The 12770-nt window shown below is 65.5% G+C and carries 15 protein-coding genes; 7 read left to right on the forward strand and 8 right to left on the reverse strand.

Translation table 11 applies throughout. The annotated features are described in order from the left end of the window. The first annotated feature begins 59 nt into the window (after positions 1–59). The gene (locus VXJ37_RS11220) at positions 60–1217 is read left to right on the forward strand and encodes an Mrp/NBP35 family ATP-binding protein (protein WP_331323119.1); all 1158 of its coding nucleotides are present in this window, start codon (positions 60–62) and stop codon (positions 1215–1217) included. A 7-nt stretch (positions 1218–1224) separates the two neighbouring features. Here VXJ37_RS11220 and VXJ37_RS11225 read toward each other — a convergent pair whose 3' ends face one another. The 3 genes from VXJ37_RS11225 to sigE form a co-directional block, all read right to left on the reverse strand. Further along, positions 1225–1629, reverse strand: a complete 405-nt coding sequence (locus VXJ37_RS11225) for a Sec-independent protein translocase TatB (protein ID WP_331323120.1) — start codon at positions 1627–1629, stop codon at positions 1225–1227. Positions 1630–1698: 69 nt separating this feature from the next. Next, on the reverse strand, positions 1699–2583 hold the full coding sequence (locus VXJ37_RS11230; protein ID WP_331323121.1) for an anti-sigma factor: 885 nt from the start codon (positions 2581–2583) through the stop codon (positions 1699–1701). A 7-nt stretch (positions 2584–2590) separates the two neighbouring features. After that, on the reverse strand, positions 2591–3202 hold the full coding sequence (gene sigE / locus VXJ37_RS11235) for an RNA polymerase sigma factor SigE (RefSeq protein WP_331323122.1): 612 nt from the start codon (positions 3200–3202) through the stop codon (positions 2591–2593). A gap of 229 nt (positions 3203–3431) precedes the next feature. Here sigE and VXJ37_RS11240 point away from each other — a divergent pair, with 229 nt between their 5' ends. Further along, a complete protein-coding gene (locus VXJ37_RS11240) occupies positions 3432–4064 on the forward strand; it encodes an O-methyltransferase (protein ID WP_331323123.1) in 633 nt (210 codons plus the stop codon). A gap of 59 nt (positions 4065–4123) precedes the next feature. Here VXJ37_RS11240 and VXJ37_RS11245 read toward each other — a convergent pair whose 3' ends face one another. From VXJ37_RS11245 to VXJ37_RS11260, 4 genes are all read right to left on the reverse strand, one after another. Continuing rightward, on the reverse strand, positions 4124–4291 hold the full coding sequence (locus VXJ37_RS11245) for a DUF3117 domain-containing protein (protein ID WP_083435355.1): 168 nt from the start codon (positions 4289–4291) through the stop codon (positions 4124–4126). 234 nt (positions 4292–4525) lie between these two features. Then, a complete protein-coding gene (locus tag VXJ37_RS11250; RefSeq protein WP_331323208.1) occupies positions 4526–5746 on the reverse strand; it encodes a hypothetical protein in 1221 nt (406 codons plus the stop codon). A gap of 32 nt (positions 5747–5778) precedes the next feature. Then, on the reverse strand, positions 5779–6231 hold the full coding sequence (locus tag VXJ37_RS11255; RefSeq protein ID WP_331323124.1) for a DivIVA domain-containing protein: 453 nt from the start codon (positions 6229–6231) through the stop codon (positions 5779–5781). 43 nt (positions 6232–6274) lie between these two features. Continuing rightward, positions 6275–7057: a TIGR00730 family Rossman fold protein gene (locus VXJ37_RS11260; RefSeq protein WP_331323125.1), complete on the reverse strand. Its 783-nt coding sequence runs from the start codon at positions 7055–7057 to the stop codon at positions 6275–6277. 104 nt (positions 7058–7161) lie between these two features. Here VXJ37_RS11260 and VXJ37_RS11265 point away from each other — a divergent pair, with 104 nt between their 5' ends. The 4 genes from VXJ37_RS11265 (at position 7162) to VXJ37_RS11280 (ending at position 10433) form a co-directional block, all read left to right on the forward strand. Next, positions 7162–7917: an amino acid ABC transporter ATP-binding protein gene (locus VXJ37_RS11265; RefSeq protein ID WP_331323126.1), complete on the forward strand. Its 756-nt coding sequence runs from the start codon at positions 7162–7164 to the stop codon at positions 7915–7917. Between the two features lie 54 nt (positions 7918–7971). Then, complete coding sequence (locus VXJ37_RS11270) at positions 7972–8874, forward strand: glutamate ABC transporter substrate-binding protein (protein WP_331323127.1); 903 nt, start codon at positions 7972–7974, stop codon at positions 8872–8874. A gap of 63 nt (positions 8875–8937) precedes the next feature. Continuing rightward, a complete protein-coding gene (locus VXJ37_RS11275) occupies positions 8938–9585 on the forward strand; it encodes an amino acid ABC transporter permease (RefSeq protein WP_331323128.1) in 648 nt (215 codons plus the stop codon). Further along, complete coding sequence (locus VXJ37_RS11280) at positions 9582–10433, forward strand: amino acid ABC transporter permease (protein WP_331323129.1); 852 nt, start codon at positions 9582–9584, stop codon at positions 10431–10433. The genes VXJ37_RS11275 and VXJ37_RS11280 overlap by 4 nt, the downstream gene beginning before the upstream one ends. 105 nt (positions 10434–10538) lie before the next feature. Here VXJ37_RS11280 and dapE read toward each other — a convergent pair whose 3' ends face one another. Next, a complete protein-coding gene (gene dapE, locus VXJ37_RS11285) occupies positions 10539–11675 on the reverse strand; it encodes a succinyl-diaminopimelate desuccinylase (RefSeq protein WP_331323130.1) in 1137 nt (378 codons plus the stop codon). 51 nt (positions 11676–11726) lie between these two features. On the opposite strand from dapE, the gene dapD reads away from it, so the two are divergent. Further along, positions 11727–12755 carry a 2,3,4,5-tetrahydropyridine-2,6-dicarboxylate N-succinyltransferase gene (gene dapD, locus VXJ37_RS11290; RefSeq protein WP_331323131.1) on the forward strand — a complete coding sequence of 343 codons (1029 nt, stop codon included), beginning with the start codon at positions 11727–11729 and terminating at the stop codon, positions 12753–12755. The last annotated feature ends 15 nt before the right edge of the window (positions 12756–12770 follow it).

Below are 12770 nucleotides of genomic sequence, written 5' to 3' on the forward strand. Positions count from 1 at the left end.
CCAGCCGCCCAGCACCCTCCTGCCGGCAGCCCCAACCGCATGAAAGCCGAGGCTCTTCCATGAGCGCCCCCACCGATCCCGCAGCAGCCAACGGATCCCCGCAGCACCAGGCCATCGAGCAAGCCCTGGCCACGGTCATCGACCCCGAGCTCCGCCGCCCCATCACCGAGCTGGGCATGGTGGAGTCCGTCAGGGTTTCCGGCGACGGAAAGGTCACCCTGGCGGTACTGCTCACCATTGCCGGCTGCCCGCTGCGCGACACCATCACCGCCGACTCCAGGAACGCCCTTTTGGCGGTTCCCGGCGTCACCGACGTGCATGTGGAGCTCAAGGTGATGGACCAGGCGCAGCGCGACGCCCTCAAGGAGAAGCTGCGCGGCGATGGCGGCCAACGCAGGATTCCGTTCAACGAGCCCGATTCGCTCACCAAGGTCTACGCGGTGGCCAGCGGCAAGGGCGGGGTCGGCAAGTCATCGGTGACAGTCAACCTGGCCTGCGCACTGGCTGCCCAGGGACTGCGCGTGGGCATCGTGGACGCAGACGTCTACGGCTTCTCCGTCCCGGCGCTCATGGGCATCACGCAGAAACCCACCCAGGTGGACGACATGATCCTTCCCCCGGTGGCGTACGGCGTGAAGGTCATCTCCATCGGCATGTTCGTCTCCGGCAACAAGCCCGTTGCCTGGCGCGGCCCCATGCTGCACCGCGCCCTGGAGCAGTTCCTTACCGACGTCTATTTCGGCGACCTGGATGCCTTGTTCCTGGACCTCCCCCCGGGTACCGGTGACATCGCCATTTCCGTGGCCCAGCTGCTGCCCAAGGCGGAAATCCTGGTGGTCACCACGCCGCAGGCGGCGGCCGCGGACGTCGCGGAACGCGCCGGCGCCATCGCCACCCAGACGGGACAGACAATCGCAGGGGTCATCGAGAACATGTCCTACCTGGAAATGCCCGACGGCGGCAGGATGGAGTTGTTCGGAAGCGGCGGCGGGGCGGTGCTCACCGAGCGCCTCAGCGCCACGGTTGGCGCCGAAGTACCGTTGCTCGGCCAGATTCCCCTGGATATCCAGCTGCGCGAGGGCGGAGACGCAGGCGTTCCCATCGTCCTGGGGCACCCGGAAGCGGCGGGGGCGGCCGCGCTGGCAGGAATCGCAGGGCAGCTGGCAGCTAAACCGCGGGGTCTTGCCGGAATGAAACTGGGGCTGCAGCCCCGCTGAGTGCCCCCTAGGTGGCCTCAGTGTCAAACGGGGCGGTCTCGCCCGGCGCGAGCCTCTGCACAACTCTTTCCGGCCGCCTGGGAGCCGACTCAGCCGCTGCGGCGGCACCGGAAACGGCGGCCACGGCGGCCGGTGCGCCTGCGCTGACGGGCTTGGTGTCGTCGTCGAGCAGTGCTTCCTTGATGATGCGCCGGGGATCGTACTGGCGGGGATCGTATTTCTTCCAGTCGACATCATCGATGTCGATGCCCACTTCTTCCTTGATCTGTTCCCGCGCGCCATTGGCCATGCGGCGGACTTCCTTGACCAGGTTCGCCAGCTTCTGGGTGTATTCGGGCAGCCGCTGGGGGCCGATCACCAGCACACCAATGATCAGCAGGACGATGAACTCCGGGCCGTTGATTCCAAACACCCTAGGAAGATTACCCTCTCCGGGCTGGGAGTGACGATTTCCGTCCGGCGGACGGAGCAACAGTGCGCATCACCGGGAGAACAGCCCCGCGATCTTTGTGAATCCGCGCTCGAGCCGGCTCTCCAGGGGTTCGGCGGCCTGCCCATCAGTTGTCTCCGGAACGGCCGCCGCCACCCCCTCCGCGGCGGTGTCGGCCATGCGTTTGAGGATGGGCAGGGCATCGCCGGACGCTCCGGCAGGAAGGTCGGAACGGTAGGTGATGGTGAGGCCGGCTGTCCGGTAGGTTGCGGACCGGGCAGTGCCCTCCCACTCCTGCTGCACGCCTTCTCCCTGGGGTGCCGGCTGTGCATCTCCCGCCTGCGCGGCCGGGGCGGATGCCTGCCCCGGGTGCTCCTCGGTGATGGTGGCGTGATTGGGGCCATCGGTGAGACGCAGCTCCACGGCCGGCTGGCCATTGACCATCAGCGCCGTGGCCGTCTCCAGGTGGAACCCCATGGACTGCAGTTCCGGGCACGCCCACCCATCGGAGCGGAGGGTGGCCAGTTGCGCGGCGGTCAATGTCCGGCCGTCGGCAGGCGTTTGCGACGAGACGTGCGAGAAGGCGGCTTCGCTGTCCCCTGCAGCGCCTGCACCGGGATCCCCGGCCGCCGTGAACGCACCAACGCCCAGTACCCCGGCGGCTGCCACCGTTCCGCCTGCGGTCAGCGCCAGCGCGCGGGCGGCCAGGCGGGACGGGCCGCCCGGGTGCGGGGGCGCCGGCTCCTGTGCAGCCAGTTCGTGGGTGCGGGCCAGCAGCCGGGCCGTGAGGTCATCGCTGGCAGGCGGAATGGGAGCGTCCCGGAGACGCTCAATGTACTGCCGTTCCCGGCGGACGGTGGCAGCACACTCCTGGCAGGCCTCGAGGTGGCTGCCCGTGCGCTGATGCCTGCCGCCGAAAGGAAACTGGGACCTCATGCGCCGTTCAGAGGATGCCGGCGATGCGGGGCATCGAAAGCTTGCGGCGGGGCTGCGGGCGCGGGTCGCGGTGGGCCAGCTTCTCCCGCAGCATCGTGCGGCCACGGTGGATGCGCGAACGGACCGTGCCCAGTTTGACGCCAAGGGCCTCGGCGACTTCGTCGTAGGACAGCCCTTCCAGGTCGCAAAGGACCACCGCTGCGCGGAAGTCCGGCGGGAGTTCCTCCAGCGCGGCCTGAACGTCCAGGTCCAGGTTGTTCAGTTCGAAGCTTTGCTCGGGACCGGGCTCCCGTCCGGGAAGACGGGACTCCGCGTCTTCCGCCAGCGCGTCGAACCGGATGCGGGTCTTGCGCCGGGCCTGGTCAAGGAACAGGTTGGTGGTGATCCGGTGCAACCACCCGTCAAGCGTTCCCGGCTTGAAGTTTTCCAGGGAACGGAAGACGCGGACGAACACTTCCTGGGTGAGGTCCTCGGCGTCGAATTTGTTTCCGGTAAGGCGGTAGGCAAGCCGGTAGACCTTCGCGGAATGGTTGGTGACCACTTCTTCCCAGGTGGGACGGACCCACTCATCATCGGGATTGTTTACTGCAGGGACAGGTGCCACAACTGAAGATGACATCGTCCACTCCCCTCGTGGAATGCTAACGCCCGGATACTGTTGACATCTCTGATTCGGCGCCGGTCACCTTTTGGATGAGCGGATATCAATCATGTCAAACTTCGCTGGGAATTTCCTGACCGGCGGCCAACTTCAGCCTTGGGCGCAACGGCTGCTTCCCGGGGCTGCCGGGCCTGACACAGTAGGCTTGAGGAGACATTCCCCCTTTACGCCCAGAAAGCGATATTCCATGAGCGCCGACAAGTCCAGCAGCTGGTCCTATGCAGAAGATCTGCCCGCTGAGGATGAGGTTATGCTTCGGGCCCGGGAACGGTCATTCGAACTCGGCGTCAGCGCCATCAGCCCCGGTGTGGGGGCCGTCCTCACCGTGCTCGCTGCTGCGTCCAAGGCCCAGACCGCCGTGGAAATCGGCACCGGCGCCGGCGTCTCCGGCGTCTGCCTGCTGCGGGGCCTGGGTCCGCACGCAGTCCTGACCACCATCGACGTGGACGTTGAGCACCTGAGGGCAGCCCGCGAAGCTTTCGCAGAGGCGGGCAGCCCTGCCAACCGTACCCGCACCATCTCGGGCCGGGCCGGCGATGTCCTGCCCCGGCTCACTGACGGCGCGTACGACCTTGTCTTCATAGACGCCGACAAGCCCGGCCTGCCCGGCTACGTGGAGCAGGCCGTCCGGCTGCTCAAGCGCGCGGGGCTGTTGGTCATCAACGACGCCCTGGACAAGGACAAGGTGGCCAATCCCGCGTGCCGGGAGCCCAACACGGTGACCCTCCGGCAGGTGGGGAAGGCAATCCGCGACGACGACCGGCTGGCCTCGGCGATGCTCCCCACCGGCGACGGCCTGCTGGTGGCCGTCAAGAAGTAGGGACCGGGCAAAAAGGACTGGGTCCGCAGCCGGCAGGCCGCGGACCCAGTCCGGCACGATTATTCGGTAACGCCTACCAGGCATTCCCGGAGGTTCGCTGCTTCGGCAGCGTTCAGTTCGACCACCAGGCGCCCGCCGCCTTCGAGCGGGACGCGCATGATCAGGCTGCGGCCCTCCTTGGTGACTTCCATTGGGCCGTCGCCGGTGCGTGGTTTCATAGCCGCCATGAGGAATTCCCCTCCATTTTGTCCCAGGACTGATCAGCCCGGGCGGGCTGTGTCCGCATGTCGATCAGGCCGCTGTGGCGGGGTGGTGCTTCCACCGCCGAGGCTGCGCGTTTTCTGAATGCTTTTGTCCTTGCTTACCTATCATTATCCCGGAATTACCCGCCTGTAGCTAATCGATGGACATTTCCGCACGACTGCCATTCGGGCCCTGACCTGCGCAGAAGCCCCATTTTGCTACGGCGGATAATCGCCTCCGCCGGGCAGGGGCGCCCATGCCCACAGCCACACGATCCAGACGATCTGGAGCAGCACGAACATGACAACCACCGTCCCCCGGTAAGCCCTTGAGCGGGACAGGAACGCCGCGCCCAGGGCCAGCGGAAACAGCGGCAGCAGCATCCTGAAAGTGCTGGTCTGCGGGTGGAGGAAGGTGAGCAGGTAACCCATGTAGCAGGCACACCAGAGCCTCAGTTCGGTTCCAAGCTGTTTGACAGGGGGAAGGAACAGCATCACCGCGAACAGTGCCGTGAACACCAGTGGCGCAAGGAGCCCCAGTACGGGACCGAAGAGCTCGACGCCGGTGTCAAACCACGGCTTGAAGGGCACCAGGTCCTGGCCACGCCAGACCGTCTCGGTCTTGGTGTACGCCTGGGGGTCACCGGTGGCTGCCCAGGCCAGCGCGGGCCAGGCAAGGGCGGAGACACCTGCGGCTGCGGTGAGGCCCGCCAGACCCGCAAGGTCCCGGAGCGAGTGGGCTGCTGCGCCGCGGGAGTCCTGCCGCCCGTCGCGGGTGTACGCGACGGCACGGAACACCAGGAGGAGCCCCACCGTCGCAGCAAAGGGGACGCCCACCGGCCGGGACAGGCCCAGCAGGACCACCGAAGGTATGGCCCACAGGTACCGCCTGCGCACCACCAGCAGCAGGGTCCAGGCAAGCAGCATAAGGGACAGCGGTTCCGCATACGGTACCTGGAGAACGGCGGAGACCGGAAAGACCGAAAAAAACACCACGCCCCACATCGCAGGGGCGTGGGCGGCTTTTTGCCGGAAGAGCCGGTAAACGGCCAGCGCGGAACCCCACCCGGCCAGCATGGCTATCAGCGTGAGCGAGGCGGCCGGACTCAAGCCGGTGAGGCGGCTTAGTCCGCCGGCCAGGGCAGGAAAGAGCGGGTAGAACGCCCAGGTATTTTCCTGCACATTGCCTGCCGCGTCCGAGGGGAGGACGGAGGGGTAGCCACTGGCGATGACCTGGCCGTACCAGCGGGCGTCCCAGATATTGATGAAATTCCAGTAGTCCGGCTTCGGCGGAAACCACGGGTTGGGACCTTGATGGAGCGCTGCGGCCGCGAAGATGCAGGCGGAGACGAGCCGGGCTGCAGCATACAAAGCGGTGACCTGAAGCCACCAGGGCCAGGCGCGGACAGCGGAAGCCGCATGCTGGACTGCGCCGCCCAGGACAGATGAAGTATTGGGGTGCGCCACCGTGCTCACAGTCCGCCCTTCCCCGGGGTGGCAGCCTCATGGGCGGTAGTGCCGCCGGTTCCATGGTCCGGACCCTCCGGCGACGTGCCCGCGGAAACCGGGGCGCCGCCGTCGGAATCCTCCTCCACGGGCTGCTCCACGACAGCCAGCCGGCCGCGCAGTTCCGCCAGTTCCGCATCCCGGGCAGCCAACTGGTCCCGCAGTTCGTCAAGGACCTGGTCCACTTGGTCCATCCGGTAGCCGCGCAGGCCCAGCGAAAAGCGCAGCCGGGTGATGTCAGCCGGCACCGCGTGCTCGGGGAGCAGCACTGGAGGAAGGTTGGCCGGGGGCTCTTCGAATCCGCCGCCGAGGAGGGCGGGCAGTCCGGCGGCGCCGTTTTTCCGGGGGCGAAGGCCCAGGCCGGCCCAAAGGACCGCCGCAACCAGCACGACGGCGAGGAAGACGAGGAAGAAACTCACTGTTCCATCGTGCCAGACCGCTGGCGGGAACTCCCGCAGACGGCTACTCCGGCCGCTGCTCTCCGTTCAGGGACGGGGTCACGGCAACGTGCAGGACACGGTCAACCGCCTCCGCGGGATCGTCTACGACTTGGATAAGGTCCAGGTCCTTCTCGGAGACCATGCCCTCGGCCACCAAGGTGCCCCTGATCCAGTCGATCATCGGGCCCCAGAAATCGACGCCGAGGAGAACGATGGGGAAGGACGTCACCTTCCGCGTCTGGACCAGGACCATGGCTTCGAACAGCTCATCGAGGGTCCCCAGGCCACCGGGGAGCACAATGAAGCCCTGCGCATATTTCACGAACATGGTCTTGCGGGCAAAGAAATAGCGGAAGTTGATGCCCAGGTCCACCCACTGGTTCAGGCCCTGTTCAAACGGCAGCTCAATGCCAAGTCCCACCGAGACGCCGTTGCCTTCCACGGTCCCCCGGTTGGCTGCCTCCATGGAACCAGGTCCGCCGCCGGTGATGACCGCGACCCCGGCTTCGGCCAGCTTGCGGCCCACCTCGACACCCATCTCGTAGTAGATGCTGCCGGGCTTGGTCCGCGCAGATCCAAAGACGCTGACTGCCTTTCCTATGTCCGCCAACGCACCGAAGCCCTCTACGAACTCGCTCTGGATGCGGAGCACCCGCCATGGATCGGTATGGACGAACTGGCCCGGACCCTTGGTATCAAGCAGATGCTGGTCCGACATTTCCACGGCCGCCTGCTTGCGCCGCAGCTCAAGGGGGCCCTTACGGCGCGGCTGGGAATTCTTGGCCGGATCTGCGTTGATACTCATTCCCCTAGGCTAACCTCCAACGTGAGGTATCTCTTGAATCACGATCAGGGGGAACCGGGGGTGATTGGCGTCATAACCCACGGTTGTTCGCTAGATTCTTTTCTATGACTACACATGTGCCCGGCGATGCTCTCGTCACCCTGAACGCCGTTAACAAGCATTACGGCCAGCTGCACGTTCTGAAGGACATCAACCTCCAGGTCCGCAAGGGCGAGGTTGTTGTGGTCATCGGGCCCTCGGGCTCCGGTAAGTCCACCCTCTGCCGGGCAATCAACCGCCTGGAAACCATCGAGGGCGGAACCATCACCATCGACGGGAAGGTCCTGCCCGAAGAAGGCAAGGAGCTGGCCAAGCTCCGCGCCGACGTCGGAATGGTTTTCCAGTCCTTCAACCTGTTCGCGCACAAAACCATCCTTGAAAACGTCACCCTCGGACCGATCAAGGTCAAGGGGGTGTCGAAGGCGGAGGCCGAAAAGGAGGCCATGGCCCTGCTGGAACGCGTCGGCGTCGGCCAGCAGGCACCCAAGCTTCCCGCCCAGCTCTCCGGCGGCCAGCAGCAGCGCGTCGCTATTGCACGTGCTTTGGCAATGAAGCCGAAGGTCATGCTGTTCGACGAGCCAACCTCCGCGCTCGACCCCGAAATGATCAACGAGGTCCTGGACGTCATGGTTCAACTGGCCAAGGAAGGCATGACCATGATCGTGGTCACCCACGAGATGGGCTTCGCCCGCAAGGCGGCCGACCGCGTCGTGTTCATGGCCGACGGCCAGATTGTCGAGGACGAGACGCCCGAGGAGTTCTTCACCAACCCGAAGAGCGACCGTGCCAAGGACTTCCTGTCCAAGCTCCTCACCCACTAAGCACACCGCACTCTATTCGGCCGCCGCGCGCGGCCAACCAATGAAAGGTATCTGATGAAGAAATTCTTTACCCGGAAGAAGCCGCTGTTTGTCGCGGCAACCGCGGCCCTGGCGCTTTCCCTCAGCGCCTGTGGCGGCTCCGGGGGCGGCGGCACGGCTTCCTCCGGCACGGATGAAGCGCCCTACAAGGTTGCGGACAACGTCACCCTCACCGGCAGCCCCACCTACGACGCCATCAAGTCCAGCGGCAAGGTCCGCATCGGCGTCAAGCAGGACCAGCCGGGCCTTGGCTTCAAAGACGCGGCCACCGGTGAATACACGGGCTTCGACATTGAGATCGCCAAGTGGATCGCAGCATCGCTGGGCATGAGCAAGGACAAGATTGAGTTCAAGCCCATTCCGTCCGCCAACCGCGAGTCCGCCATCACCAACGGTGACATCGACTACTACGTAGGCACCTACTCCATCACGGACAAGCGCAAGCAGCTGATCGACTTCGCCGGACCGTACTTCGTCACTGGCCAGGGCCTGCTGGTGAAGAAGGACAACTCCACCATCAACAGCGAGAAGGACCTTTCGGGCAAGAACGTTTGCTCAGCGACCGGTTCCACCCCGATCCAGAACATCAAGGCAAACTTCCCGGACACCAAGACCACCGAGTTTGACACCTACTCGCAGTGCGTCGAGGCGCTCAAGAGCGGCCAGGTTGACGCCGTCACCACCGACCAGGCCATCCTGCTCGGCTACGCTGCCCAGGAACCGGACAGCCTGAAGGTTGTGGGCCAGCCGTTCACCACTGAGAAGTACGGTGTCGGCCTGAAGAAGGGCGATACCGCCCTGCGTCAGTTCATGAACAAGACTTTCACCGACGGTAACTCTGTGTGGCAGAAGATCTACGACCAGACGCTGGGCCAGTCAGGCACCAAGGTCGAACAGCCCAAGGTAGAGAACTACTAAAACCAAAGTCGAGGGGGCGGCTGTGCAGCCGCCCCCTCTTCCACTGTCGAAAGCGACGATTCTGTGAATACGCTGCTGAACAATTCGGATCTCTTTATTACGGGTTTCCGGAACACGCTCATACTTTTCTTCTTCTCGGCGATTTTCGCCTTGGTCCTCGGTACCATCGTTGCCGCACTTCGGGTCTCCCCCGTTCCCGCCATGCGCGCCACCGCGACCCTCTACGTCAACGTGGTGCGCAATACCCCGTTGACGCTGGTTCTCTTCTTCTTCGCCCTCGGGTATCCGAAACTGGGCCTGGTGCCGATCGACTTCACCACCGCCGCCATCATCGGCCTCAGCCTCTACACCGCCACCTACGTGGCGGAAGCGGTCCGCTCCGGCATTAACACCGTGCCTGTAGGCCAGGCCGAGGCTGCCCGCGCCATCGGCCTGCCCTTCACCCAAACCCTCACCCTGGTGATCCTGCCCCAGGCGTTCCGCGCCGTCATCCCGCCGATGTTCAGCGTCTTCATCGCCCTGCTCAAGAACACGACGGTCGCCGCCGGTTTCTCGGTGTTTGAAGCCGGCGCCATCCGGGCAAATCTCTCCGAGCGCGGTGAACCCGCACTGACCGGGCTGCTGTGGGTCGCCCTGGTGTTCATCATCCTTGTCTTCATCCTTTCCGCGCTGCAGCGAAAGCTTGAACAGAAGTGGAAGGTTGCACGATGAGTTCAATCCTTTTTGACGCCCCCGGGCCCAAGGCACGCTCCCGGTACCGGATTCTCGGTGTCGTCACAGCCCTCGTGATCCTGCTGATCGTCGGATTCGTCATCCTGCGCTTCGCCCAAAGCGGCCAGTTCGATGCGAAGAAGTGGCAGTTGTTCACCTTCCCGCTGGTGCAGCAGACCATCGCCCAGTCGGTCGGTGCCACGCTGTCCGCCTTCGCCACCGCCGCAGTCCTGAGCCTGGTCCTGGGTGTGCTCCTGGCATTTGGCCGGTTGTCCGACCGCCGCTGGATCAGCGCTCCCTGCTACGGCTTCACCGAGTTGTTCCGCGCCGTTCCGCTGCTGATCCTGATGATGATCTTCTACTACGGCCTGCCGACCATCGGGGTCCAGGGCATCACGCCGTTCACCGCGGTGGTTGCCGGACTGGTGCTGTACAACGGATCTGTCCTCGCCGAGGTCTTCCGGGCCGGCATCGAGTCGCTGCCTCGGGGCCAAAGCGAGGCCGGCTACGCGATTGGCCTCCCCAAGAGCAAGGTCATGACCAGCATCCTGCTGCCCCAGGCTGTCCGGTCCATGCTTCCGGTGATTATTTCCCAGCTGGTCGTCATCCTGAAGGACACCGCCCTCGGGTTCATCGTGACCTACAACGAGATCCTTTTCCAAGCGAAGTACTTCGGCAGCCAGATCCAGTACGGTTCCCCGATTATCCCGGCAGCCATTGTTGCCGCCGTGCTCTACGTGGGCATGTGCCTGATCCTGGCAGCTTTCGCCAAATGGCTGGAGCGCAGGCTTTCCCGCAAGCCCGGCGCAGCGGTCACACCGGCCGCTGCTGTTCCTGCCGAGGTGTAGCAACCCCGGCATCGCCGCCGACGCGAAGGGCCCGGAACCGTCAGGTTCCGGGCCCTTCGCGCGTTTCGCGTCCCTGCGAGCGCGCCTCTTCGGCAGCAGTGCCGCTTAGCCGGCGAGCCACTCCTCCAGGACGCGGAGGCAGGTGCGGATCGCGTCGGCGGAGACGTGTTCGTTGTCCTTGTGCGCCAGCAGGGCGTCGCCCGGGCCAAAGTTCACCGCCGGGATCCCGAGCTCGCTGAAACGTGCGACGTCGGTCCAGCCGTATTTGGGCTTGGGCTCGGCTCCCACGGCGGCAACGAAAGAGGCGGCAGCCGGGTGCTGCAGGCCCGGACGGGCCCCTGCTGCGGCATCGGTGCGGACCACGTCGAAACCTTCCAGCAGTTCCCGCACGTGGGCTTCGGCCTGGTCCGGCGTCTTGTCCGGCGCGAACCGGTAGTTGATCTCCACCACACAGCGGTCCGGAATGACGTTGCCGGCAGTGCCGCCATTGATCTTCACCGCGTTCAGGCTTTCGCGGTAGTCCAGGCCGTCAACGTTGATGGTCCTGGGCTCGTAGGCCGCCAGGCGGGCCAGGATGGGGGCTGCGGCGTGGATGGCGTTGCTGCCCATCCACGCGCGGGCCGAGTGGGCTGCCTCGCCCGCCGTACTCGCCTCAAACCGGCTGGTGCCGTTGCAGCCGCCCTCCACCGTGCCGTCGGTTGGCTCCAGCAGGATGGCGAAATCGCCCGCCAGCAGGTCCCCGTGGTTGCGGACCAGGCGCCCAAGGCCGCTCTTGACCGCTTCCACTTCTTCATGGTCATAGAAAACGAAGGTGACGTCCCGCTTAGGCTGCGTGCCGCCGTCGAACAGGCCTGCCGCCAATGCCAGCTGGACCGCCACGCCACCCTTCATGTCGGTGGCGCCGCGTCCGTAAAGGACCCCCTCCCCCGGCACTCCTGATTCCCAGGTGGAGGGAACGGTGCCTTTGGCACCTTCGGTCAGCGGCAGCGGGACCGTGTCCAGGTGCCCGGCAAGGATCACCCGTTCGCTGCGGCCCAGTTCGGTCCGGGCAATGATGGCGTCACCGTCGCGGACCACGGACAACTGCGGAATCTGGAGCAAGGCAGCCTCAACTGCGTCCGCCAGCGGCCCCTCATTGCCCGACACGCTGTTGATGTCCATCAGCGCCGCCGTCAGCAGCGATACATCCTGGCGGAGGTCAAGGGCGGACACGGAAGATTCGGGGGCGGTTTCGGCAGTCACGAAGCCAGTCTAGTTCGAACCGCCTGCCCGGCCCTCGATAGACTGGGGCACATGACTGAGACCGCTTCCTCCGCCGTGCCCGAAACCCTGACCCCCAACGCCGATGACCGCTCCGCCTACGGCTTTGGCGTGGCCACCGTCGCCACCGCCGGCGGCGAAGCCACCGTCCTGGACGTCTGGTTCCCCGCGCCGGCACTTGGCGTTGCGGCCCAAGACCTCCGGTCCGTGGAAAACGCTGACGACGCCCTGACCCGCATTGCGGAGAACGGCGCCGATGAGGACCGCGGCACCGAGCAGAAAGTGGTCTTCGTCCAGATCAACCTCGACGAGGCTCCCGCGGACACCGCAGACGCCTACCTGCGGCTGCACCTCCTCTCACACCGCCTGGTCCGTCCCAACACGATCAACCTGGACGGCATCTTCGGCAAGCTCCCCAACGTGGTGTGGACCAACTTCGGCCCCGCCGCCGTCGAAGGCTTTGAACTGACCCGCGCCAAGCTGCGGCGCCGCGGCGCCGTCACGGTCTACGGCATCGACAAGTTCCCGCGGATGGTGGACTACGTGGTTCCCAGCGGCGTCAGGATCGCCGACGCCGACCGGGTACGCCTGGGTGCCCACCTGGCTGCCGGGACGACCGTCATGCACGAGGGCTTCGTAAACTTCAACGCCGGGACCCTGGGCACCTCCATGGTGGAGGGCCGGATCTCCGCGGGTGTCGTGACCGGCGACGGCAGCGACGTTGGCGGCGGCGCATCCATCATGGGAACCCTTTCCGGCGGCGGCAAGGAAAAGATCACCATCGGCGAGCGAGTCCTGCTCGGCGCGAACTCCGGCGTTGGTATCAGCATCGGCGACGACTCCGTAGTGGAAGCAGGCCTGTACGTCACGGCGGGCACCCGCGTGCGCGTTCCGGGCCCCAAGGACGAGGTGGGCGAGGACACCACCAAGATCGTCAAGGCTGCCGAACTCTCCGGCGTCCCCAACCTCCTGTTCCGGCGCAACTCCACCACGGGCGCCGTGGAGGCCCTGCCCCGCAAGGGCCAGACCGTTGAACTGAACGACGCCCTGCACGCCAACTAGTTGCTCCGTGGCACC

Origin of the sequence: Pseudarthrobacter phenanthrenivorans, from assembly GCF_036455295.1 — a bacterium.
In the GTDB taxonomy this organism is placed as follows: Bacteria; Actinomycetota; Actinomycetes; order Actinomycetales; family Micrococcaceae; genus Arthrobacter; species Arthrobacter phenanthrenivorans_C.